The organism is Shinella sp. NM-101 (genome assembly GCF_021401195.1).
In the GTDB taxonomy this organism is placed as follows: Bacteria; Pseudomonadota; Alphaproteobacteria; order Rhizobiales; family Rhizobiaceae; genus Shinella.
Map to the genome: position 1 here is coordinate 32,364 of NZ_JACBFT010000015.1, position 22,369 is coordinate 54,732.

The window sequence follows — 22,369 nt, forward strand, 5'->3', positions numbered from 1 at the left end:
CATGAAATGAGCTGCAATCCCTTCCCTGCATATCCGGTCTCATGCCTGCCATCTTCGAAAGCATCCTGCCCGTCTTCCTGCTCGTGGTGCTGGGCGCCTTGCTCAAGCGCTGGCGGCTGATCGACCGCGACATGTGGACCGGACTGGAGCAGCTCGGCTTCTTCGTGCTGTTTCCTTCCCTCCTCTTCACCACGCTCGCCAATGCGACGTTCTCGGGTATCGCGGCCGGCGCGATCGCGCTCGGGTCCATCGGCTCGGTAACGTTCATCGCCCTGCTATTGATCCTCTCCTGGCCGCTTTTTCGCGCGGCCGGCGTTTCGGGCGCTTCGTATACATCCGTCTTCCAGACGTCGACGCGCTGGAATGCCTTCATCGCGCTGGCGATCGGCGAAAAGCTCTACGGGACGGACAGCCTCGCCCTCGTCGCGCTCGTGGCGACGCTGATCATCATTCCCCTCAATTTCTACAATATCGCGGTTCTCGTCTGGTTCGGCGGCGGCACGCGCAGCCTGAAGACCTTCGCGCAGAAGATCCTGACCAACCCGATGATCATCGGCTCGGTGCTCGGCGTTCTCGTCAACCTGTCGGGAATCCATATCTACGCGCCGCTGATGCAGACGGTGGAGTTCGTCGCCGACACCTCGCTCAGCCTCGGCCTCATCATGGTGGGGGCCGGGCTGAAGCTTGCCGATGCCCTGCGGCCCCGCCCTCTCGCCCTGCTGCCCGTCGTGCTGAAGCTTCTCTTCATGCCGCTGGTCATGACGGGGGCGGCCTATGCGCTCGGCATGCGCGGCGAGCAGCTTCTCACCATCGCCATGGGCGCGAGCGTGCCGACCGCGATGAACGGCTATGTGCTGGCCAAGCAGATGGGCGGCGACGCGCCCTTCTACGCCGCCGTCGCGACGCTCCAGACGATCGCCTCCTTCTTCACCATTCCGATGGTGCTGGCGACGACGGCCTATCTGGCCGGCGGATAGAGCAGGTCGACGATATAGGTCGAATCGAAGCGGGAATCGAGCATGCCGTAGGTCGCGCGCCAGCCGGATGCAAGGCGCGTTTCGAGGAACGCATCGGCGATGCGGCCGGCACCGGCGCGGTAGAGTTCGGCGGCGGCGGCGGCAAGCGCCAGCTGCTCGATGAGCATGCGGGCCGCGCCCTCGTCGCGCTCGCAGAGCGACAGGCAGGCGCGCAGCACCTCCACCGTCTTGCGGCCGGCCGGGCCGAGGTCGCGCGCAAGGCCGGCAAAGAGCATCTCGAAAAGATCCTTGCCGCGGCCGATCACGCGCATCAGGTCGAGCGCCATGACGTTGCCGGAGCCTTCCCAGATCGCGTTGACCGGCGCCTCGCGGTAATGCCGGGCGATGGGCCGCTCTTCGACGTAGCCGCTGCCGCCGATGCATTCCATCGCCTCGTAGATGAGGGCGGGCGCGATCTTGCAGCACCAGTATTTGGTGACCGGCGTCATGATGCGGGCATAGGCGGCGTCTTCCGCACTGTCGCGCGCCTTGTCGAAAGCTTCGGCAAGGCGCAGGGAAAGCGCGGTCGCGGCCGCGACGTCGAGCGCCATGTCGGCAAGGACGCGCGTCATGATCGGCTGGGCGACGAGCGGCTTGCCGAAGACATGGCGGCCGCGGGTATGGTGCACGGCCTCGGCCAGCGAGGCGCGCATGATGCCGGAAGAGGCCAGCGCGCAGTCGAGCCGCGTCAGCGTCACCATGTCGAGGATGGTGCGGATGCCGGCATCGGGCGCGCCGAGCAGGAAGCCGAAGGTCTCGGAGAACTCGACCTCCGAGGAGGCGTTCGAGCGGTTACCGAGCTTGTCCTTGAGGCGCTGGAAGCGCAGGCCGTTGCTGGAGCCGTCCTCCAGCAGGCGCGGCACGAGGAAGCAGCCGATGCCCTCGCGGGTCTGCGCCAGCATGACGAAGCCGTCGCTCATCGGCGCGGACATGAACCACTTGTGGCCGGTCAGCCGGTAGATGCCCTCGCCGACGCGCTCGGCGCGCGAGGTGTTGGCGCGCACATCCGTGCCGCCCTGCTTTTCCGTCATGCCCATGCCGATGGTGACGGCGCTCTTCTGCATGGCGGGTTTGTTGGTGGAATCGTATTTGCGCGACAGGATCTTGCGGCCCCATTCGCGCTGCACCTGCGGCGAGGCGGAAAGCGCGGCGACCGAGGCGCTCGTCATCGTCAGCGGGCAGAGATGGCCGCATTCGAGCTGCGCCGTCAGGTAGAAGCGCACGGCGCGCGCCTTGTGCGCCCTGCCCTGCTCGTCGGGCACGTTTTCCCAGAGCGAGGAATGCAGGCCGCTCGCCATGGAGCGGCGCATCAGCGCGTGCCAGGCCGGATGGAAATCCACGACATCGAGCCGTTCGCCGCGCGGACCGTGCGTGCGAAGCTGCGGCACGCCTTCGTTCGCCATGCGGGCGAGCTCCTGCGCCTCCGGCGCGGTCACGTAGCGGCCGATCGCGTCGAACTCGTCGCGCAAAGGCTTCGGCATGGCATCGGTGGCATCGACCAGCAGCGGATCGGAGCGATAGGCGTTGATACCCGACCAGAGCGGCGGCTGGTTGAGATCGGCAAGTTTCTGTTCGGTGTCGCGAGTCATGAGCGGGTTCTATCCCAAGTCGGGGCGGTGCGAAACGGGGCCTTGCGGCCGCAGGCGCGGTTGCGCGCACAAAAGCGTGGGAATGCGCAAAGCCGTGGCCGCTCCGCCTTGCCGGGGCCGGATCGAGGCTCTATAGACCCCGCGTATCCACGACAGTTGAGGCGGAGCCCCCATGGACTTCTTTCCGCATCGCCACCTTCTCGGCATCAAGGGTTTGACCGAGCAGGAAATCACCCTCCTGCTCGACCGCGCCGACGAGGCCGTGAAGATCTCCCGCCAGCGGGAGAAGAAGACGTCGACCCTTCGGGGCCTGACGCAGATCAATCTCTTCTTCGAGGCCTCCACCCGCACGCAATCCTCCTTCGAGCTTGCCGGCAAACGCCTCGGCGCCGACGTAATGAACATGTCGGTCGGCAATTCCTCGGTGAAGAAGGGCGAGACGCTCATCGACACGGCGATGACGCTGAACGCCATGCATCCCGACGTGCTGGTGGTGCGCCACTCCTCCGCCGGCGCCGCCGCGCTGCTGGCGCAGAAGGTCTCCTGCTCGGTGGTGAATGCCGGTGACGGCCAGCACGAGCATCCGACGCAGGCCCTTCTCGACGCGCTGACCATCCGCCGCGCCAAGGGCAAGCTCTCGCGCATCATCGTCGCCATCTGCGGCGACGTGCTGCATTCGCGGGTCGCCCGCTCGAACATCCTGCTCCTCAACGCCATGGGCGCGCGGGTGCGCGTCGTCGCGCCGGCAACGCTGCTGCCCTCCGGCATCGCGGAGATGGGCGCGGAGGTCTACCACTCCATGGAAGAGGGCCTGAAGGACGCCGACGTCGTGATGATGCTGCGCCTCCAGCGCGAGCGCATGTCCGGCGCCTTCGTGCCCTCCGTGCGCGAATACTTCCACTATTTCGGCCTCGATGCCGAGAAGCTGAAGGCGGCGAAGGAGGATGCGCTCGTCATGCATCCCGGGCCGATGAACCGCGGCGTCGAGATCGCCTCGGAGATCGCCGACGGGCCGCAGAGCGTGATCGAGCAACAGGTCGAGATGGGCGTCGCCGTCCGCATGGCCGTGATGGAAACGCTTCTTCTTTCGCAAAACCAGGGACCCCGCGCATGACCCGCACGACCGTCCTCAAGAATCTCCGCATCGTCGACCCCTCCCGCGACCTGGATGAGACGGGCTCTATCGTCATCGAGAACGGCAGGATCGCCGCCGTCGGCAGCGGCGCGCAGAACCAGGGCGCGCCGGAAGGCGCCGGGATCGTCGACGGGCGCGGCATGATCGCCGCTCCCGGCCTCGTCGACGCCCGGGTCTTCGTCGGCGAGCCCGGCGCGGAGCACCGCGAGACCATCGAATCGGCCTCCCGTGCGGCGGCGGCCGGCGGCGTCACCACCTTCATCATGATGCCGGACACCGATCCCGTCATCGACGACATCGCGCTCGTCGAATTCGTGCTGAAGACGGCGCGCGACAAGGCTGTTGTGAACATCCACGCGGCGGCCGCGCTCACCAAGCATCTCGCCGGCGAGGAGATGACGGAATTCGGCCTGCTCAAGGCGGCCGGCGCCGTCGCCTTCACCAATGGCCGCAACCCGATGCACAATGCGCAGGTGCTGCGCCGCGCCATGACCTATGCCCGCGAATTCGGCAGCGTCATTTCGCTGGAGACCCGCGACAGGCATCTCGGCGCCGGCGGCGTCATGAACGAGGGGCTTCTGGCAAGCTGGCTCGGCCTTTCCGGCACGCCGCGCGAGGCCGAACTCATCCCGCTCGAACGGGACCTGCGCATCGCCGGCCTCACCCGCGCGAAATACCATGCCGCGCAGATTTCCGTGCCGGAATCGGCGGAGGCCGTGAAGATCGCCCGCGAGCGCGGCGCGAACGTCACCTGCGCCGCCTCGATCAACCACCTGACGCTGAACGAGAACGACATCGGCGAATACCGCACTTTCTTCAAGCTCTCCCCGCCGCTGCGCGGCGAGGACGACCGCAAGGCGATGGTGGATGCGCTGGCCCGGGGCGAGATCGACATCATCGTCTCCTCCCACGACCCGCAGGACGTCGACACCAAGCGCCTGCCCTTCGCGGATGCAGCGGACGGCGCCATCGGCCTCGAAACCATGCTTGCGGCGGCGCTTCGGCTGCACCATAGCGGCGAGGTTCCGCTGATGCGCCTCATCGACGCGCTCTCGACGCGCCCGGCAAAGATCTTCGGCCTCGATGCCGGCACGCTGGCGCCGGGCGCCCGTGCCGACATCGTGCTGATCGATCCGGACGAGCCGTGGCTCGCCGTCAAGGACGGCTTCGTTTCGCGCTCGAAGAACACGCCGTTCGAAGATGCCCGCTTTACGGGGCGCGCCGTTAGCACCTATGTTGCCGGCGAACGGGTGCATTCGCTCGGCTGACGGGACGCGGCCGGGGGGATGGTGGATCCTCGGGCGGGGCCCCGAGGATGACGTAGGGGAGGAAATGCTGCCGAGTCCATCGACCGATGCGGCATGCGGCAAGGTTTCCCGAAGTCCATTCACCTCCCTTCCATCGTCATCCTCGGGCTCGACCCAAGGATCCACGGCCGCGAACGCGACTATATGAACGGGGGAAAACCGACGTGTCCGACATCTTCACCTGGCAGCTCGGCGCCCTGCCGACGCTGGCCGCCCTCGCCTTCGGCTATCTTCTCGGCTCCATCCCCTTCGGCCTGATCCTCACCCGCATGGCGGGGCTCGGCGACGTGCGCGCGATCGGCTCCGGCAATATCGGCGCGACGAACGTGCTTCGCACCGGCAACAAGAAGCTCGCCGCCGCAACGCTGCTGCTCGACGCGCTGAAGGGCACGGCGGCGGCGGCCATCGCCTCGCGCTGGGGGCTCGATGCCGGCATCGCGGCGGGCCTTGCCGCCTTTCTCGGCCATCTCTTTCCCGTCTGGCTCGGCTTCAAGGGCGGCAAGGGCGTCGCGACCTATGTCGGCGTGCTGCTCGGCCTCGTGCCGGTCATGGTCGCGGTCTTCGCCGCCGTCTGGATCGGCATGGCCTATCTCACCCGCTATTCGTCGCTCTCGGCCCTGGTTGCAACAATCGTATCTCCGGTTGTATTGTGGTTCCTCGGTCACGAGAAGGTGGCGCTGCTCTTCGCCGTCCTCACCGTGATCACCTGGTGGAAGCATCGGGCCAATATCGGCCGCCTGATGAACGGCACCGAAAGCAGGATCGGCAGCAAGGGATAGCCATGGACGACGGCAGCGCAGGGACACGGGGAATTGCGCTGACGGAACGACAGAGGATCGCCTGGCTGCGGCTGATCCGCAGCGACAATGTCGGGCCGGTCACCTTCCGCGAGCTCATCAACCATTTCGGCAGCGCCGAGACGGCGCTGGAGATGCTGCCGGAACTCTCCCGGCGCGGCGGCGCTTCGCGCAGCATCCGCGTCGCCAGCCGGGCGGATGCGGAACGCGAGCTGGAGATCGCCGAGCGGCACGGCGCCGGCTTCGTCGGCATCGGCGAGCCGGACTATCCGCCGCTCCTGCGCCAGATCGACGGCGCGCCGCCGCTCCTTGCCGTCAAGGGCAACCGCAAGGTCGCCGCGGCACCGGCGGTCGGCATCGTCGGGGCGCGCAACGCCTCGATCTCCGGCATGAAGTTCGCGGGGCTGCTCGCGCGGGATATCGGCCGCACCGGCTATTCCATCGTCTCCGGCCTTGCGCGCGGCATCGACACGGCCGCCCATCGCGCCAGCCTCGATACCGGCACCATCGCCGCCATGGCGGGCGGGCTCGACAAGCCCTACCCGCCCGAAAACATCGGCCTGCTCGCCGAACTCACCGAAGGAGAGGGCCTTGCCGTCAGCGAAATGCCCTTCGGCTGGGAGCCGCGCGCGCGGGACTTTCCCCGCCGCAACCGGCTGATCGCCGGCATGTCGCTGGGCCTTGTGGTGGTGGAGGCCGCGGTGCGTTCCGGCTCGCTGATCACGGCGCGCAATGCGGCCGATTTCGGCCGGCTGGTCTTTGCGGTACCGGGCTCGCCGCTCGATCCGCGCTGCGAGGGCACCAACGGCCTGCTCAAGGACGGGGCCACGATCACCACGACGGCGGAGGACGTGCTGGAGGCGCTGCGGCCGCTTTCGGAGCCGGACCTCTTCACGCCCCGCCCGGGCGCGGGAGAGCCGCCGGAAGACGTGCCGCCCGGCCTGCGGCTGCCACCGAGCGATGGCGAGCGCGAGCGGATCGCGGACGCGCTGAGCCAGGTGCCGGCCGAAATCGACGAGATCATCCGCCACACCGGCATCGCGGCGGCGACGGTTTATCTCGTCCTCCTAGAACTTGACCTTGCCGGCCGGCTTCAGCGGCATGCCGGTGGCGGGGTCTCGGCGACCCCGGAGTGAGAGCGGGCGCAACCCGGCAAGGATATCCCCTGCCTCGACATAGGCCATCTCGATGAAGTAGCGCAGCATCTCGGCGCCTTCATTATCCGCGACCGCGCGCAGCTCTCCCAGCATCTGCCGGGTGTAGGCGATATTCTCCTCTGCCGTATGGGGCGGGAGCGGGGGCTTGGTCGGTTTGGAGTGCATGGCTTTTCCGTTGCATCGATTTTTCAGAATCACCAATAGGTTGCAATTCCTATACCCAGAAAACGATACAACGATTATTTATAATTGCAACAGTTGAATAATCTCGCATTGGTTGCATCGCGTTGCATTCGACTAATTTCAACCCTACCTCTTGACCCGAACGCTTTCCCTGTTCATGTCGAGACACGACTTTTCCGGCGGATATACGCCCTTTCGCCGCGCATCCAACCCTGCGGCGCCCGGTATCAGAGAAATGACGATGAATGTTGTAGTTGTGGAATCGCCCGCCAAGGCCAAGACGATCAACAAGTATCTCGGGCCCGGCTACAAGGTGCTCGCCTCCTTCGGCCATGTGCGCGACCTGCCGGCCAAGGACGGCTCCGTGCGCCCGGACGAGGACTTCGAAATGTCCTGGGAAGTCGACAGCGCATCGGCCAAGCGCATGAAGGACATCGCCGACGCGGTGAAATCCTCCGACGGCCTCATCCTCGCGACCGACCCGGATCGCGAAGGGGAAGCCATTTCCTGGCATGTGCTCGACGTGCTCAAGAAGAAGCGGGTGATCGGCGACAAGCCGGTCCAGCGCGTCGTCTTCAACGCCATCACCAAGTCGGCCGTGCTCGATGCGATGCGCAACCCGCGCGACATCGACATCGCTCTCGTCGATGCCTATCTTGCCCGCCGCGCGCTCGATTATCTCGTCGGCTTCAACCTTTCGCCGGTGCTGTGGCGCAAGCTGCCGGGCGCCCGCTCGGCCGGCCGCGTGCAGTCGGTCGCGCTGCGCCTCGTCTGCGACCGCGAATCCGAGATCGAGCGCTTCGTCTCGGAAGAATACTGGAACCTCTCCGCGCTCCTGAAGACGCCGCGCGGCGACGAGTTCGAGGCGCGCCTCGTCTCGGCCGAAGGCAAGCGGCTGCAGGCGCGGTCGATCGGCAACGGCGAGGAGGCGAACGGCCTCAAGGCCTTGCTCGAGGGCGCGGCCTACCGCGTCGAGAGCGTCGAGGCCAAGCCGACGAAGCGCAACCCGGCCCCGCCCTTCACCACCTCCACGCTCCAGCAGGCCGCCTCCTCCAAGCTCGGCTTCTCGGCCTCGCGCACCATGCAGGTGGCGCAGCGGCTCTATGAGGGCATCGATATCGGCGGCGAAACGGTCGGTCTCATTACCTATATGCGTACCGACGGCGTGCAGATGGCGCCCGAGGCGATCGACGCGGCCCGCAAGGCCGTGGGCGAGCAGTTCGGCGCGCGTTACGTGCCGGAAAAGCCCCGTCTCTATTCCACCAAGGCCAAGAACGCGCAGGAGGCCCACGAGGCGATCCGCCCGACCTCCTTCGACCGCACGCCCGACCAGGTGAAGCGCTATCTCGATCCCGACCAGCTCCGGCTCTACGACCTCGTCTGGAAGCGCGGCATCGCCAGCCAGATGGCGTCCGCCGAGATCGAGCGCACGACGGTGGAGATCGAGGCCGACAACGGCGGCCGCAAGGCGGGCCTTCGCGCCACCGGCTCGGTCATCCGCTTCGACGGCTTCATCGCCGCCTATACGGACCAGAAGGAAGACGGCGAGCAGCCGGACGAGGGCGAAGACGACGGCCGCCTGCCGGAGATCAATGCTCAGGAAAAACTCGACAAGCAGAAGGTGAACGCCACGCAGCACTTCACCGAGCCGCCGCCGCGTTATTCCGAAGCCTCCCTCATCAAGAAGATGGAAGAGCTCGGCATCGGCCGCCCGTCGACCTATGCCGCGACGCTCGCCACGCTGCGCGACCGCGAATATATCGTCATCGACAAGCGCAAGCTGATCCCGGAAGCCAAGGGCCGGCTCGTCACCGCGTTCCTCGAAAGCTTCTTCACCCGCTATGTCGAATACGACTTCACGGCGGACCTCGAAGAGAAGCTCGACAAGATCTCGGCCGGCGAGCTCGACTGGAAGCAGGTTCTCCGCGATTTCTGGAAGGACTTCTTCGCCCAGATCGAGGACACCAAGGAACTGCGCGTCACCAATGTGCTCGACGCGCTGAACGAGGAGCTCGCCCCGCTCGTCTTCCCCAAGCGCGAGGACGGCAGCGATCCGCGCATCTGCCAGGTCTGCGGCACCGGCAAGCTTTCGCTGAAGCTCGGCAAGTTCGGCGCCTTCGTCGGCTGCTCGAACTATCCGGAATGCAACTACACGCGCCAGCTTTCCGCCGATGGCGGCTCGGACGCGGAAGCCTCGGCCTCCAACGAGCCGCAGAGCCTCGGCAAGGATCCGCATACCGGCGAGGAGATCACCCTTCGTTCCGGCCGCTTCGGCCCCTATGTCCAGCGCGGCGACGGCAAGGAGGCCAAGCGCGCCAGCCTGCCCAAGGGCTGGACGCCGGCGAGCATCGACCACGAGAAGGCGCTCGCCCTGCTCTCGCTGCCGCGCGACATCGGCCAGCATCCCGAGACAGGCAAGATGATCTCGGCCGGCATCGGCCGCTACGGGCCGTTCCTGCTGCATGACGGCAGCTATGCCAACCTCGAAACCGTCGAGGACGTGTTCTCCATCGGCCTCAACCGCGCCGTGACCGTGATCGCCGAAAAGCAGTCCAAGGGTCCGGGCCGCGGACGTTCCGCGCCGGCGGCGCTGAAGACGCTCGGCGACCATCCCGACGGCGGCGCCATCACGGTGCGCGACGGGAAATACGGTCCCTATGTCAACTGGGGCAAGGTCAACGCCACCCTGCCGAAGGCCAAGGCCGCCGATAGCGTGACGCTGGAGGAAGCGCTGGTGCTGATCGCCGAGAAGGCCGGCAAGACGCCCGCCAAGGGCAAGGCGAAGACGGCGAAGGCCACGAAGGCCAAGTCCGACGAAACCAAGGCGGCAAAGCCGAAAGCCAAGGCCGCAGCCAAGCCCAAGGCTGCCGCGAAGGCGAAGAAGGCCTGACGCCATGGCTCGCCAAGGGTTCGCGTGGACGGCCAAGACGGCGCCGCTCTCCTTCTCCCCTCGGGGAGAAGGTGGCCCGAAGGGTCGGATGAGGGGGAAAGCCGCGGCGCTCTCCGACCAAACCCGACCCTCACGCCCCCTCATCCGCCTGCCGGCACCTTCTCCCCGAGGGGAAAAGGGAGCATGCGGCTCACGTCTCATTTCCCATCGGATCGCTTTGCCATGACGAAGGAACCACGCAGCCGGGCAGGACACACGAGGCGGTCCGGCCGCGCGGGCCGTGACCTGCCGCCCGCCGACGACACCCCGATCATCCACGGCGTCATCCCGCCGCGCGACGTTCTCCTGCGCTTCATCGCCGATAATCCGGAACAGGCCTCCAAGCGCGAGATCGCCAAGGCCTTCGGCCTCAAGGGCGAGGCGCGCGTCGAACTGAAGGCGCTCCTGAAATCCTTCGAGGAAGACGGGCTGCTGGAAAAGCGCCGCAAGTCGCTGGTGCGCCCCGGCGCGCTGCCGCCCGTCGTCGTGCTCGACATCACGACGCGAGACGTCGACGGCGAGCTCATCGGCCGCCCGGCCGAATGGCTAGACGATGCGGGCGTCGCCCCCGCCGTGCTCATCCGCCAATCGGGCGGCGTGCGCAAGGACAAGGCGCCGGTGGCCGGGCTCGGCGACCGGATCCTGGCGAAGATCTTCCCGGCGAAGGAGCGCGGCGGGCCGGCCTATACCGGCCGCGTCATCAAGGTTCTCGACAAGAAGAAGAATTCCGGCATGGGCGTCTTCCGCTCCACGACCGGCGGCGGGCGCATCATGCCCATCGACCGGCGCGGCGAGGAGATGGAGGTCGACCCGGAATTCACGGCGGGCGCCAAGGACGGCGACCTCGTGGAGATCGACGTCGTGCGCATGGGCCGCTACGGCCTGCCGCGCGCGCAGATCAAGGGCGTGGTCGGCTCGGTCGCCTCGGAAAAGGCGATCTCGATGATCGCCATCCACGCCCACGGGATTCCCCATGTCTTCCCCGACGCCGTCATCCGCGAGGCGGAGGCTGCCGGCCCGGCCACCATGTCGCATCGCGAGGACTGGCGCAGCCTGCCGCTCATCACCATCGACCCGGCCGACGCCAAGGACCACGACGACGCGGTCTATGCCGAGCCGGACCCCTCGCCCGACAATCCGGGCGGCGTGATCGTCACCGTCGCCATCGCCGATGTCAGCTACTATGTCCGCCCGAAATCGGCGCTCGACCGCGAGGCGCTGAAGCGCGGCAACTCGGTCTATTTCCCCGACCGCGTGGTGCCCATGCTGCCGGAGCGCATCTCCAACGACCTCTGCTCGCTGAAGGAAGGCGTCGACCGCCCGGCGCTCGCCGTGCGCATGGTCTTCTCGCATGAGGGCCGCAAGGCGGGCCACACCTTCCACCGCATCATGATGAAAAGCGCGGCCAAGCTCTCCTACCAGCAGGCGCAGGCCGCCATCGACGGCGCGCCTGATGACAAGACCGGCCCGATCCTCGAGACGATCCTGAAGCCGCTCTGGCAGGCCTACCGCATCCTGACGGTCGGCCGGAACCGCCGCCAGCCGCTCGAACTCGACATGCCGGAGCGCAAGATCCTCCTGAAGGAGGACGGCACCGTCGACCGGGTCTTCGTGCCGCCGCGGCTCGATGCGCACAAGCTCATCGAGGAGATGATGATCCAGGCGAACGTTTCGGCCGCCGAGACGCTGGAGAAGAAGAAGCAGGTCCTCGTCTACCGCGTGCACGACGCGCCCTCGCTCGCCAAGCAGGAGGTGCTGCGCGAATTCCTGCAGACGCTCGACATCTCGCTCGTCAAGGGCGGCAACATGCGCTCCAACCATTTCAACGGCATCCTCGCCAAGGCCAAGGACAAGCCGTTCGAGCAGATGGTCAGCGAGATGGTGCTGCGCTCGCAGAGCCAGGCGATCTACAGCCCGGAGAATATCGGCCACTTCGGCCTGAACCTGATGAAATACGCCCACTTCACCTCGCCGATCCGCCGCTATGCCGACCTGATCGTGCACCGGGCGCTGGTGGGTTCGCTCGGCCTCGGCGAAGGCGGCATCACGCCGGACGAGGAAGCGGCGCTCGACGACATCGCGGCGGAAATCTCGACCTTCGAGCGCCGCGCCATGGCGGCCGAGCGCGACACGGTGGACCGGCTGATCGCCCATCACCTCGCCGGCCGTGTCGGCGAGGAATTCGACGGCCGCGTTTCGGGCGTCACCAAGGCGGGACTTTTTGTCACCCTGCCGGAGTATGGTGCCGACGGTTTCGTGCCTATATCGATGCTCGGGCGCGACTACTATATCTATGACGAGGCCCACCAGGCGCTTTCCGGTGAAAAGACCGGTCTCGGCTACCGTCTCGGGGACGAAGTGCGCGTGCGGCTCGCCGAAGCGGTGCCGCTCGCCGGCTCGCTCCGGTTCGACATGATCAGCGAAGGACGCAAGATGCCGACGGCGGTCCGCTCCTTCCACAAGTCGGGCCGGCGCAAGGGCGGCGCGCCGCGACACCAGCCGGGCACGCGCCCACCGCGTGGAAGACGCTAGAGCAATTCCAGCAAAAGTGCGCAGCGGTTTTGCGTCCGGAATTGCGTAGAAACAAAAGGATAGAGCGTTTTCGCGATTCGAAGAAAAGCGGAAATGCTCTAGGTCGATACCGCAGGAAGGAAACAGGATGCAGGCGAACGAGAACGAGGGCAGCACGGTGCATTTCGGAGACGCCGCGGCCGCGACGCCGGCGGAACGCCCGGTCGGCCGCTCCATCAAGCGGGGCATGCTGAGCCGCTGCCCGGCCTGCGGCTCCGGCCGCCTCTTCCGCGCCTATGTCAAGCCGGTCGATCACTGCGCCGCCTGCGGCGAAGACTACACGCCCCAGCGGGCCGACGACCTGCCGCCCTATCTCGTCATCACCATCGTGGGACATATCGTGCTTGGCGGCTACATGGCGACGGACCTCGTCTGGCCGCTTGCCAACTGGCAGCATCTCGCCATATGGACGCCGATCACGCTCATCCTGTCGCTCCTGCTGCTGCAGCCCGTCAAGGGCGGCACGATCGGCCTGCAATGGGCCCTGAAGATGCACGGCTTCGGCGACAAGCCCGACGAGCCGGAAGAAGAAGCCGCCTACGGCGACAGAAGCGCATGACCGCAATCCGGCCCGTCGACGCAGCCTCGATCCTGCTTCTCGATCGGTCGGGAGGCAGCATTCGCGTTCTGGTCGGCCGGCGCAGCAGCAAACATGTCTTCATGCCGGATCTCTACGTCTTCCCCGGCGGACGGCGGGATGCGGGCGATCGCCTGGTGCCTGTCGCGGGATCCCTGAACCCGCTCGCCCGCGAGCGGCTTGCGATGCGCGCGGGCACGCGATGTTCCGATTCGCGCCTGCGCGCCCTTGGCGTTGCGGCGCTTCGCGAGCTCCACGAGGAGGCGGGCATCACGGTGGGAGCGCCGCTTGCCGAGCCCGGCGAAGGCGCGCTGTCTTTCCGGCCCGACCTCTCCAGCCTGCGCTTCCTCGCGCGGGCCATCACGCCCGCCGGCATGGTGCGGCGCTTCGATACGCGCTTCTTCACGCTTTTTGCCGACGAGGCGCGCGTCGATCCCTCGGGCGCCACCGCCAGCCACGAGCTGGAGGACCTGCGCTGGGTGGATATTTTCGACCATAAGGGCATCCAGATGCCCGACATAACCGTGTTGATCCTTGAAGAGCTTCAAAAAAGCATTCAGGAAGACGAATCTCTGCCCTTCGGAAGAACCGCCCCGCTCTACTACGCCCGGCGCGGGCGCTTCCACCGGGATCTGCTTTGAGGATCGATCGCATATGACGCAGCCGCAATCCGGTACCGCCGGCCCGGGGGAACACATTCGCCGGCGGTCTCTCGTTGCAGCCATCGCCGCCATTTCCGCCGTCGGCATCGCCATGGGGCTGGGCCTGCCGCTGCTCTCCATCATCATGGAAAAGCGCGGCATCTCCTCCACGATGATCGGCATCAACTCGGCGATGGCCGGCGTCGCCGCCATGGTCGCCGCGCCCTTCACGACGCGCCTCGCCCATGCCTGGGGCACCTCGACGACGATGCTGGCCGCCATCCTGCTCGCCGCGATCTCCGGCCTCGGCTTCTACTACATCGAGAATTTCTGGCTGTGGTTTCCCCTGCGCCTCGTCTTCCACGGCGCGACCACCATGCTCTTCATCCTCTCGGAATTCTGGATCAACGCGGCAGCGCCGCCGAGCCGGCGCGGGCTGGTGCTCGGCATCTACGCGACGGTGCTCTCGCTCGGCTTCGCCACCGGCCCCCTCCTCTTCTCGCTGATCGGCAGCGAGGGCGTGCTGCCCTTCGCGCTCGGCGCGATGATCATCCTGCTTGCCGCCGTGCCCATCTTCCTCGCCCGCGGCGAGAGCCCCGTCATCGACGAGAAGCCGGAACTGCATTTCATGCGCTACATCCTTCTCGTGCCGACGGCGACCGCGGCCGTCTTCATCTTCGGTGCGGTGCAGGTGGGCGGTCTCTCGCTCCTGCCGATCTACGCCACCCGCGCCGGCTTTTCCGAGGCGCAGGCCGCGCTGCTGCTCACCGTCATGGGTGTCGGCAACATGGCCTTCCAGATTCCGCTCGGCCTCCTGTCCGACCGCATGCGCGACCGCCGGAGCCTGCTGACGATCATGGCCGCCATCGGCCTTGCCGGCTCGCTCTCCCTGCCGGTCATCTCGCACACCTGGCTGCTGATGGCCGGGGTGCTGCTCGTGTGGGGCGGCTGCGTTGCGGGCCTTTATACGATCGGCCTCAGCCACCTCGGCTCGCGACTCGTCGGGGCGGACCTTGCCGCCGCCAATGCCGCCTTCATCTTCTGCTATGCGGTCGGCACGGTGATCGGCCCGCAGGCGATCGGCGCGGCGATGGACGTCTCCGGCAATGACGGTTTTGCCTGGGCGATCGTCGCCTTCTTCGGCTTTTACCTCGTACTTTCTCTGCTCCGGATGGTTTTCCGGCCGAAACAGGCTTGACTTTTCGGGCGCGATTTGTAGTTTCCGCCCAGATTTAAAGCCGTGGAGCAGACTGGCTGTCCGCGGCTTCGTTTTTCATAAAGGCAGGACGACCATGGCCAAGGCTACCACCATCAAGATCAAGCTGCTGTCGACGGCCGACACCGGTTTCTTCTACGTGACCACGAAGAACAGCCGTACGATGACGGACAAGATGACCAAGACCAAGTATGACCCGGTCGCCAAGAAGCACGTCGAATTCAAGGAAACCAAGATCAAGTGATCCTGGGAGCCCTTTGAGGTTCGCAAAGGCGCTGGACGGAAACGTCCGGCGCCTTTTCTTTTGCGCCAGGCCCTGCAACTTTCTGCAACCGGGCGAATCGAAACGCCGCCCCCGTTTCCGGGAGCGGCGTTGAACTGGGGTCGGCCAGATACGACGACGGCACGAGGATTCCGTATTTGTCGTAGCTGACCGACCGACCCCACGACCCAGGAGATGCGGCGGACCTAGCATCATGGGGTAACCGGTTGTGCGGGAACGTTTCCCGCCCATGAGTTGAGCATCGCGCTAAAAAGAAAAAAAATCAACGAATTCTTAACGCTCCCGCGCCGGCTCGTTGTCTCATAGTTAACCGCCGGGTCCCGCTTTGTTCCATCGGACGGCGCTTGCGTCCTGGAAGGCAACGGCGCGGCCGCGCCCTTCCTCAACCCAGACGCGATCTCATTGCAACCCAGGAAATTCCCCGACAGGCACACGGAATGATTGCGCGCCAGGCAAGCCGTTGATTAGTAACATCAAAAATGAAAAGTACGATTCGACGCCGAATCCGGTCCCGCGCCCCATGGAATGACGGGACACCTTCAACGGAAGGCAAGCGGCTGGAATCAAAAGCAAATGTCCGAAATATGAAAAAGCCTGTGGACAATGCCTTTTCGCGCGCCGGTCAGGCGGCCGCGGCGACGACCCGGTTGCGCCCGGAACGCTTGGCCTCGTAGAGCGCGGCGTCGGCGCGCTTCAGCAACGCCTCGGGGCTGTCGCCTTCGGGCAGGATGGAGGCGAGGCCGAGAGAGGCCGTGATCGGCAGCACGACATCCGTACCGGGGATGCGGAACGGTTCGCGCTCGACGATGGTGCGCAGGCGCTCGGCGACGCCGGCCGCCATGTCGCGGGACGTGTCCGGCATGACCAGCACGAACTCCTCCCCGCCATAGCGGCAGGCAAGGTCGGCGCCGCGCACGGCGGAGCGGACGCGGTTGGCGAACTGGCGCAGCACGGCATCGCCCGCATCGTGGCCATAGGTATCGTTGACCAGCTTGAAGCGGTCTATGTCCGTCATGCAGATCGAGAGCGGGCGGCCCCGGGCCGTCGCGCGGTCGATCAAGAGCTTCATGTGGTTGTCGAGGTAGCGGCGGTTGTGCAGGCCCGTCAGGCCATCGGTGACGGCGAGCTCGATCGTCTGGCGCACGCTGGCGCGCAGGCGGTCGTTGCAGCGCTTGCGGCGGATCTGCGTGAGGCTGCGGGCGATCAGCTCGTTCGGGTCGATCGGACGTATCAGGTAATCGGTCACGCCGAGGTCCAGGGCGCGCACGACGATGTCGTCGTCCCCCTGCTCCGTGATGAGCAGGATCGGCAGGAAGCGGGTGCGCTCCAGCGAGCGGAGCTGCGAGCACAGGCGCAGCGGGTCGTAGTCGTTGAAATTGGCGTTGACGATGACGAGCTCGAAATTGCTTTCGGCCGCCTGGAAGAGCGCGGCCTGCGGATCGGACATGCAGGTAACGTCCGCGACCGGCTTCAATGCACGCGCGATGCGCTCCTGCGAGGACGCGCGGGCATCGACGAGCAGCACGTCGCCCGGCTCGTCGCCGAGATTGCTGTCGAGCCCTTCTTCCATGGAGATGGCATGGGCGGTCGCCGCGCGCAGGCGCAATTCGTCCGTCAGCGTCTTCAGGCGCACGAGGCTCTTGACCCGCGCCATGAGCTGCAGGTCGTTGACCGGCTTGGTGAGGAAATCGTCGGCACCGGCTTTCAGGCCGCGCACGCGGTCGGACGGCTGGTCGAGGGCCGTGACCATGACGACGGGAATGTGGGCGGTGCGCGGATTGGCCTTCAGCCGCTCGCAGACCTCGAACCCGTCGATGCCCGGCATCATGACGTCGAGCAGGATGAGGTCGACCTGGGTGCGTTCGCAGATGGACAGGGCATCGTAGCCGTTCTCGGCCGTCAGCACGTCGAAATACTCGGCCAGAAGCCGCGCCTCGAGCAGCTTCACATTGGCCGGGATGTCGTCGACGACGAGGATTCGTGCCGTCATGCTGCTGCCCTCCGCCTCACGCGTCGCCCAGATAGGTCTTGATGGTCTCGATGAACTTCGGGACGGAGATCGGCTTGGAGACATAGGCCTCGCAGCCGCCCTGGCGGATGCGCTCCTCGTCGCCCTTCATCGCAAAGGCAGTGACGGCGATCACGGGGATGACGTGAAGCTCGTCGTCCTCCTTGAGCCACTTGGTGACCTCCAGGCCGGAAACCTCGGGAAGCTGGATGTCCATCAGGATCAGGTCCGGGCGGTGCTTGCGCGCGAGATCAAGGGCCTCCATCCCGTTCCTGGTCTGGATGGTCGTATAGCCGGACGCCTCGATGAGGTCCCGGAAGAGCTTCATGTTCAGCTCGTTGTCCTCGACAATCATGACCTGCTTGGGCATCGTGCGTCCCTGTTCCTCTCACCGGCCTTGCAAGCTTCCGGGAGATAGATAAGTTGCGGCAAAGCCGTTATCACCCAGCCCGACCGCAGCCACATTAGCGTCAGTTGGTTGATTAAAAGGTAAATTTCCCGAGGGAAGACGATGAAAAGCCAAAAAGATACAGCCGCGGGACAGGACGCGGATGCGACCGCCGTCGCCATCCTCGGCTGGCTCGCCGGCGAGCCGGAACTGCTCTCGCGCTTCCTTGCGCTTACCGGCGTTTCGCCGGCCGAGGTTCGCAACGCCGTGAACGATCCCGGCTTCCTTGCCGGCCTCCTCGACTTCCTGATGAGCCACGAGCCAACGCTCATCGCCTTCAGCGAGGCGACGGGCATTGCGCCGGAGGCCGTCGTCAACGCCCATTCGATCATTTCCGGACCGTTCGGCGGCGGCGACGTCTGAGCGTCCTTCCCGGGCGGACCGCCATTCGCATGGCTGTTCACGGTCATGCGTCGAGCCCCTCGCAACTATTGAGACTCGCGAGTTTAAGCGGTAATGTCGCGATGTTCAACATTTGTTCCAGACCATGAGCATCGCCGTGAATTTTCCGGGCTTCTGTCGCGACTGCCTTGCCGGGCAGCCTGCGGGCCTGCGCCGTTGCCGGGCCTGCGGCAGCCCCCGTCTCGTCTATCATGACGAGCTCTACGGCCTGACGCTCGCCCATATCGACTGCGACGCCTTCTATGCGGCCATCGAGAAGCGCGACAATCCGGAGCTAGCCGACAAGCCGGTCATCATCGGCGGCGGCAAGCGCGGCGTGGTCTCCACCGCCTGCTACATCGCGCGGATCAACGGCGTGCGGTCCGCCATGCCGATGTTCAAGGCCTTGGAAGCCTGCCCGAACGCCGTCGTGATCAAGCCCGACATGGAGAAATACGTGCGCGTCGGCCGCCAGGTGCGCACGATGATGCAAGAGCTCACGCCGCTCGTGCAGCCGATCTCCATCGACGAGGCGTTCCTGGAACTGAAGGGCACCGAGCGGCTGCATCACGATCCTCCCGCCCGCGTGCTGGCGCGCTTCGCCCAGCGCGTGGAGAAGGAGGTCGGGATCACCATCTCCATCGGCCTTTCCTACTGCAAGTTCCTCGCCAAGGTCGCCTCGGACCTCAACAAGCCGCGCGGCTTTTCCATCATCGGCGAGGCCGAGGCGCTGGATTTCCTGCGTGACAAGCCGGTGCGGCTGATCTGGGGCGTCGGCAAGGCCTTTGCGCAGACGCTGGAGCGCGACGGCATCCGCAGCGTCGGCCAGCTCCAGACGATGGAGGAAACCGACCTGATGCGGCGCTACGGCATCATGGGCAAGCGGCTCTTCAACCTGTCGCGCGGCCAGGACGACCGCGAGGTGCACCCGAACGACCCGGCCAAGAGCGTTTCGGCCGAAACCACCTTTTTCGACGATATCGCGCGCTATGACGAGCTCGTCTCGCATCTGCGCCGGCTGAGCGAGAAGGTCGCCACGCGGCTGCGCAAATCCGGCATCGCCGGCCAGACGGTCGTCCTCAAGCTGAAGACGGCGGACTTCAGGAGCCGCACGCGCAACCGCAAGCTCGAAGACCCGACCATGCTCGCCGACCGGATCTTCCGCACGGGCATGGAGCTTCTGCGCAAGGAGGCGGACGGCACGAAGTACCGGCTGATCGGCATCGGCGTCAGCGACCTTACCGATCCCGAACGGGCCGATCCGCCCGACCTCGTCGACCCGGCCGCCGCACGCCGCGCCGCCGCGGAAGCAGCGATGAACGCGCTGCGCGACAAGTTCGGCAAGGAGAGCGTGGAGACCGGCTATACCTTCGGCAGATCCGGCCCCGAGCGTTTTCACGGAAAATTGACCGTCAAGACAGCGGGGAAAATCGGCGAGCCCGGCGACTGAACGCCCGGCCGGCCGGCCTTTCCCGATGCATCGGGACGGCGCGGATCGGAGGCCGCTTCCCGGCGCATCAAGCCTTCCTTAAACCCGATGCCGTACGCTTTCCGCCGGTTTGTATTGCGTATGGATGGGTTACATGAAGTTTCGCCTCGCCACCGGCATGAGCGTTCTGGGCCTGATGCTGAGCTGCACCACGGTGCTCGGTGGAACGCTGGAGGGTCCGCTCCAGATCATGGTTTCGAAGGACCTGCAGGAGTTGAAGATCTACGACGGCGGTGTCGTCGTGGCCACCTCGCGCGTTTCCACCGGCAAGGCCGGCCATTCGACGCCGACCGGCATCTTCTCCATCCTCGAAAAGAAACGCACGCATTTCTCCAACATCTACGACAGCGCGCCGATGCCCTTCATGCAGCGGCTCACCTGGTCGGGCATCGCCCTGCACGCTTCCAACAGCGTGCCGTCCTTTCCCGCCTCGCATGGCTGCGTGCGCCTGCCGAACGATTTTGCCAAGACGCTGTTCTCCCTTACCCGGCGCGGCGGCCATGTGCTGATCACCGACCGCGAGACCGCGCCGCAGCCCATCGCGCATGCCGCGCTGTTCAGGCCCTCGGTCGTGGTGCCGGATACGCCGCTCCTTTCCGACGCCGACCTTCGCCCCGCCCTCATCGAGGCCGGCGGCAGGAGCGTCGAGGTGGCGATGACCGATCCGAAGCCGTCGATCGCCGAGCCCATCATCCAGAAGACCGAGCAGGACCCGATCCGCATCCTCGTCACCCGCCGCGGCGAACGCGAATTGCTGATGGACCTTCAGGCGGCGCTGACCGCCCTCGGCTACGACGCCGGCACGCCGGACGGGCGCCACGGCAGGCAGACCGTCTCGGCCATCCGCGCCTTCCAGCTTGCCGAAGGCCTCAAGGAGGACGGCATGGCGACACCCGATCTGCTTGCCGCCGTCTATGCGAAGGCCGGAAAGGGCACGCCGCCGAACGGCCGGATACTGGTGCGCCAGAAGTTCAAGCCGCTCATCGAGGAGCCGATCACCATCCGCGACGCGGAGATCGCGCTCGGCACGCATTTCCTCATCGCCCGCGATGTCGATGCCGACAAGGGCACGGCCGAATGGTACGGCGTGAGCATGGACAACCAGCTCCCGAAGGCCACCATGAAGCGCCTCGGCATCACCACGGAGGCCGATGCGTCGGCGCCCGACGCCACCGCGAAGACCCTCGACCGCCTCGACATTCCCGAGGAGATGCGCATGCGCATTTCCGGCCTGATGAGCGAAGGCGCGTCCCTGTCCATCTCCGATACCGGCCTCGGTCCGGAAACCGGCGACGGCACGGACTTCATCACCGTGACCCGCAAGGTGCAGAAGGCGGATGCCTCGGTCATGCAGGGCAAGAAGAAGAAAAAGAGATCGTCGATCACGCTCGTCAATTGACGACCGGCCCGGGCGGCGATGCCGACGCATCGCCGAGATAGAGGCTGACGAGCCGCACCAATCCGCTCGCGACGGCGGGATCGCCCAACGTGCCCCGCCGGGCCGCGTTGTGGATGACCCCGTCGATGGCATCCGACAGGATGCGCGCGGCCTCGCGATCTTTCGTCGTGACCGCGCCCTTGCGGCATGAGGCAATAGCCTTCGCGTAGAGGCCGAGGAATGCGACTTCGAATTCGCTGTCCGGATCGCGATAATCGTCCGTCGCGGGCGCTTCGTCGAGAAGCACCCGATGGAGGCCAGGATAGCGGCTGTGCGCGGCGATCATCCCGCGCACGACGGAAACCGCGAAGGCGGACGGCGAAAGGGCATCCGCCTGCGCCCCGCGCAGGACCGCCATGCTATCCCCCAGGTGGCGGCTGCGGATCGCATCGACCAGGGAAAGCTTGTCGGGAAAATACTGGTAGAGCGAGCCGATGCTCACGCCCGCGACCTCGGCGACCCTGTTCGTCGTAAAGGCGGCCCAGCCTTCGTCGCTCAAAATGCGAGCGCCCGCATCGAGGATCGCCTCGACCGTCACCCGCGAGCGCGACTGGCGCGGCTCCTTGCGCATCGCCAGGCTCCTGTTCGCAATGCGAGTAGACATCGACTTCCTCCCTGCCAGAATGTGAGCAGTTTACTCGCATTCGCAAAGCCCTGGAAGGAGATGCACGATGACGGCAATGCTAAGGGAACTCTTCGGCTATAACGCCTGGGCGAACGGCGATCTTTTCGACAAGCTGGAAACGCTCGATACGGAGCGGCAGGCCGCCACGCTTCACGACGCCCTCCGGCTGATCAACCATTCCCATGTCGTCGCCCGGATATTCGCAGGCCACCTTTCCGGCAGGCCGCACGGCTATCTCTCCGACAACACGGCCGAGACGCCGACGCTCGATGCCCTGCGCGCCGCGGTCGCCGCCTCCGACCGGTGGTATCTCGACTATCTTCACGGCATGCCGGCGCCGGACCTCTCCGAGACCATCGCCTTCACCTTTACCGATGGCGACGACGGCGCGATGACGCGGGCGGAAATGCTGCTCCATGTGGCGCTTCATGCAGGCTACCACCGCGGGGAAGCCGGCCGCCTGCTGTCGCAGGCTTCCGTCACCCCGCCCTGGGACACCTTCGCCGTCTACCTTCATCGGCGCGAGCCGTCACGGCGCACTCTCGGAGCAAAGCCGGCGGCCTAAGGCTTGAGCCGGAT

Annotated in this window: 20 protein-coding genes; 15 read left to right on the forward strand and 5 right to left on the reverse strand. The window is 66.1% G+C overall.

What is annotated here, in order from left to right; all coding sequences use genetic code 11:
• Window positions 1-41: 41 nt before the first annotated feature.
• Window positions 42-977: an AEC family transporter gene (locus L0976_RS22315; protein WP_203318654.1), complete on the forward strand. Its 936-nt coding sequence runs from the start codon at window positions 42-44 to the stop codon at window positions 975-977.
• On the opposite strand, the gene L0976_RS22320 is transcribed toward L0976_RS22315, so the two are convergent.
• The gene (locus L0976_RS22320) at window positions 959-2,605 is read right to left on the reverse strand and encodes an acyl-CoA dehydrogenase family protein (protein ID WP_234189335.1); all 1,647 of its coding nucleotides are present in this window, start codon (window positions 2,603-2,605) and stop codon (window positions 959-961) included. The genes L0976_RS22315 and L0976_RS22320 overlap by 19 nt on opposite strands.
• A 172-nt stretch (window positions 2,606-2,777) precedes the next feature.
• On the opposite strand from L0976_RS22320, the gene L0976_RS22325 reads away from it, so the two are divergent.
• The 4 genes from L0976_RS22325 (at window position 2,778) to dprA (ending at window position 6,980) form a co-directional block, all read left to right on the forward strand.
• Window positions 2,778-3,719 (forward strand): aspartate carbamoyltransferase catalytic subunit, encoded by a 942-nt coding sequence (locus L0976_RS22325; protein WP_234189336.1) that lies wholly within the window; start codon window positions 2,778-2,780, stop codon window positions 3,717-3,719.
• A complete protein-coding gene (locus tag L0976_RS22330) occupies window positions 3,716-5,008 on the forward strand; it encodes a dihydroorotase (RefSeq protein WP_234189337.1) in 1,293 nt (430 codons plus the stop codon). Before L0976_RS22325 ends, L0976_RS22330 begins: the two co-directional genes overlap by 4 nt.
• A 212-nt stretch (window positions 5,009-5,220) precedes the next feature.
• Window positions 5,221-5,826: a glycerol-3-phosphate 1-O-acyltransferase PlsY gene (gene plsY, locus L0976_RS22335; protein WP_234189392.1), complete on the forward strand. Its 606-nt coding sequence runs from the start codon at window positions 5,221-5,223 to the stop codon at window positions 5,824-5,826.
• Between the two features lie 2 nt (window positions 5,827-5,828).
• Window positions 5,829-6,980, forward strand: coding sequence for a DNA-processing protein DprA (gene dprA / locus L0976_RS22340; protein WP_234189338.1), 1,152 nt, complete (start codon window positions 5,829-5,831; stop codon window positions 6,978-6,980).
• Here the strand turns inward: dprA and L0976_RS22345 are convergent.
• Window positions 6,912-7,166 carry a hypothetical protein gene (locus L0976_RS22345; protein ID WP_203318649.1) on the reverse strand — a complete coding sequence of 85 codons (255 nt, stop codon included), beginning with the start codon at window positions 7,164-7,166 and terminating at the stop codon, window positions 6,912-6,914. The two genes, dprA and L0976_RS22345, sit on opposite strands and share 69 nt — an antisense overlap.
• Window positions 7,167-7,425: 259 nt before the next feature.
• On the opposite strand from L0976_RS22345, the gene topA reads away from it, so the two are divergent.
• The 6 genes from topA to rpmG all read left to right on the forward strand — a co-directional run bounded on the left by topA (window position 7,426) and on the right by rpmG (window position 15,362).
• Window positions 7,426-10,074 carry a type I DNA topoisomerase gene (gene topA / locus L0976_RS22350; RefSeq protein ID WP_234189339.1) on the forward strand — a complete coding sequence of 883 codons (2,649 nt, stop codon included), beginning with the start codon at window positions 7,426-7,428 and terminating at the stop codon, window positions 10,072-10,074.
• A 222-nt stretch (window positions 10,075-10,296) separates the two neighbouring features.
• Window positions 10,297-12,645, forward strand: a complete 2,349-nt coding sequence (gene rnr / locus L0976_RS22355) for a ribonuclease R (RefSeq protein WP_234189340.1) — start codon at window positions 10,297-10,299, stop codon at window positions 12,643-12,645.
• A 127-nt stretch (window positions 12,646-12,772) separates the two neighbouring features.
• The gene (locus L0976_RS22360; RefSeq protein WP_203318646.1) at window positions 12,773-13,243 is read left to right on the forward strand and encodes a DUF983 domain-containing protein; all 471 of its coding nucleotides are present in this window, start codon (window positions 12,773-12,775) and stop codon (window positions 13,241-13,243) included.
• Entirely contained in the window at window positions 13,240-13,902 is a 663-nt protein-coding gene (locus L0976_RS22365) for a hydrolase (RefSeq protein WP_234189341.1), read from the forward strand. The genes L0976_RS22360 and L0976_RS22365 overlap by 4 nt, the downstream gene beginning before the upstream one ends.
• A gap of 13 nt (window positions 13,903-13,915) precedes the next feature.
• Window positions 13,916-15,100 (forward strand): MFS transporter, encoded by a 1,185-nt coding sequence (locus L0976_RS22370; protein WP_203318645.1) that lies wholly within the window; start codon window positions 13,916-13,918, stop codon window positions 15,098-15,100.
• A gap of 94 nt (window positions 15,101-15,194) precedes the next feature.
• Window positions 15,195-15,362, forward strand: a complete 168-nt coding sequence (rpmG, locus tag L0976_RS22375; protein WP_003547442.1) for a 50S ribosomal protein L33 — start codon at window positions 15,195-15,197, stop codon at window positions 15,360-15,362.
• 661 nt (window positions 15,363-16,023) lie between these two features.
• On the opposite strand, the gene L0976_RS22380 is transcribed toward rpmG, so the two are convergent.
• A complete protein-coding gene (locus L0976_RS22380; RefSeq protein WP_203318644.1) occupies window positions 16,024-17,391 on the reverse strand; it encodes a PleD family two-component system response regulator in 1,368 nt (455 codons plus the stop codon).
• A 16-nt stretch (window positions 17,392-17,407) separates the two neighbouring features.
• Window positions 17,408-17,779, reverse strand: a complete 372-nt coding sequence (locus tag L0976_RS22385; RefSeq protein ID WP_003547430.1) for a response regulator — start codon at window positions 17,777-17,779, stop codon at window positions 17,408-17,410.
• A gap of 141 nt (window positions 17,780-17,920) precedes the next feature.
• On the opposite strand from L0976_RS22385, the gene L0976_RS22390 reads away from it, so the two are divergent.
• From L0976_RS22390 to L0976_RS22400, 3 genes are all read left to right on the forward strand, one after another.
• Window positions 17,921-18,220 carry a DUF3572 domain-containing protein gene (locus L0976_RS22390; protein ID WP_234189342.1) on the forward strand — a complete coding sequence of 100 codons (300 nt, stop codon included), beginning with the start codon at window positions 17,921-17,923 and terminating at the stop codon, window positions 18,218-18,220.
• A gap of 124 nt (window positions 18,221-18,344) precedes the next feature.
• Window positions 18,345-19,688 (forward strand): DNA polymerase IV, encoded by a 1,344-nt coding sequence (locus L0976_RS22395; protein ID WP_234189343.1) that lies wholly within the window; start codon window positions 18,345-18,347, stop codon window positions 19,686-19,688.
• A 133-nt stretch (window positions 19,689-19,821) separates the two neighbouring features.
• Window positions 19,822-21,126, forward strand: a complete 1,305-nt coding sequence (locus tag L0976_RS22400; RefSeq protein WP_234189344.1) for a L,D-transpeptidase family protein — start codon at window positions 19,822-19,824, stop codon at window positions 21,124-21,126.
• Here the strand turns inward: L0976_RS22400 and L0976_RS22405 are convergent.
• A complete protein-coding gene (locus tag L0976_RS22405) occupies window positions 21,119-21,769 on the reverse strand; it encodes a TetR/AcrR family transcriptional regulator (RefSeq protein ID WP_234189345.1) in 651 nt (216 codons plus the stop codon). The genes L0976_RS22400 and L0976_RS22405 overlap by 8 nt on opposite strands.
• A gap of 67 nt (window positions 21,770-21,836) precedes the next feature.
• On the opposite strand from L0976_RS22405, the gene L0976_RS22410 reads away from it, so the two are divergent.
• Complete coding sequence (locus L0976_RS22410; protein ID WP_234189346.1) at window positions 21,837-22,355, forward strand: DinB family protein; 519 nt, start codon at window positions 21,837-21,839, stop codon at window positions 22,353-22,355.
• Window positions 22,356-22,369 lie beyond the last annotated feature (14 nt).

What these genes read in the sequence shown, in the direction of transcription:
- L0976_RS22315 (WP_203318654.1), top strand. Translation starts at nt 42, where the DNA reads ATGCCTGCCATCTTCGAAAGCATCCTGCCCGTCTTCCTGCTCGTGGTG.
- L0976_RS22320 (WP_234189335.1), bottom strand. Translation starts at nt 2,605, where the DNA reads ATGACTCGCGACACCGAACAGAAACTTGCCGATCTCAACCAGCCGCCG.
- L0976_RS22325 (WP_234189336.1), top strand. Translation starts at nt 2,778, where the DNA reads ATGGACTTCTTTCCGCATCGCCACCTTCTCGGCATCAAGGGTTTGACC.
- L0976_RS22330 (WP_234189337.1), top strand. Translation starts at nt 3,716, where the DNA reads ATGACCCGCACGACCGTCCTCAAGAATCTCCGCATCGTCGACCCCTCC.
- dprA (WP_234189338.1), top strand. Translation starts at nt 5,829, where the DNA reads ATGGACGACGGCAGCGCAGGGACACGGGGAATTGCGCTGACGGAACGA.
- L0976_RS22345 (WP_203318649.1), bottom strand. Translation starts at nt 7,166, where the DNA reads ATGCACTCCAAACCGACCAAGCCCCCGCTCCCGCCCCATACGGCAGAG.
- topA (WP_234189339.1), top strand. Translation starts at nt 7,426, where the DNA reads ATGAATGTTGTAGTTGTGGAATCGCCCGCCAAGGCCAAGACGATCAAC.
- rnr (WP_234189340.1), top strand. Translation starts at nt 10,297, where the DNA reads ATGACGAAGGAACCACGCAGCCGGGCAGGACACACGAGGCGGTCCGGC.
- L0976_RS22360 (WP_203318646.1), top strand. Translation starts at nt 12,773, where the DNA reads ATGCAGGCGAACGAGAACGAGGGCAGCACGGTGCATTTCGGAGACGCC.
- L0976_RS22365 (WP_234189341.1), top strand. Translation starts at nt 13,240, where the DNA reads ATGACCGCAATCCGGCCCGTCGACGCAGCCTCGATCCTGCTTCTCGAT.
- L0976_RS22370 (WP_203318645.1), top strand. Translation starts at nt 13,916, where the DNA reads ATGACGCAGCCGCAATCCGGTACCGCCGGCCCGGGGGAACACATTCGC.
- rpmG (WP_003547442.1), top strand. Translation starts at nt 15,195, where the DNA reads ATGGCCAAGGCTACCACCATCAAGATCAAGCTGCTGTCGACGGCCGAC.
- L0976_RS22380 (WP_203318644.1), bottom strand. Translation starts at nt 17,391, where the DNA reads ATGACGGCACGAATCCTCGTCGTCGACGACATCCCGGCCAATGTGAAG.
- L0976_RS22385 (WP_003547430.1), bottom strand. Translation starts at nt 17,779, where the DNA reads ATGCCCAAGCAGGTCATGATTGTCGAGGACAACGAGCTGAACATGAAG.
- L0976_RS22390 (WP_234189342.1), top strand. Translation starts at nt 17,921, where the DNA reads ATGAAAAGCCAAAAAGATACAGCCGCGGGACAGGACGCGGATGCGACC.
- L0976_RS22395 (WP_234189343.1), top strand. Translation starts at nt 18,345, where the DNA reads ATGAGCATCGCCGTGAATTTTCCGGGCTTCTGTCGCGACTGCCTTGCC.
- L0976_RS22400 (WP_234189344.1), top strand. Translation starts at nt 19,822, where the DNA reads ATGAAGTTTCGCCTCGCCACCGGCATGAGCGTTCTGGGCCTGATGCTG.
- L0976_RS22405 (WP_234189345.1), bottom strand. Translation starts at nt 21,769, where the DNA reads ATGTCTACTCGCATTGCGAACAGGAGCCTGGCGATGCGCAAGGAGCCG.
- L0976_RS22410 (WP_234189346.1), top strand. Translation starts at nt 21,837, where the DNA reads ATGACGGCAATGCTAAGGGAACTCTTCGGCTATAACGCCTGGGCGAAC.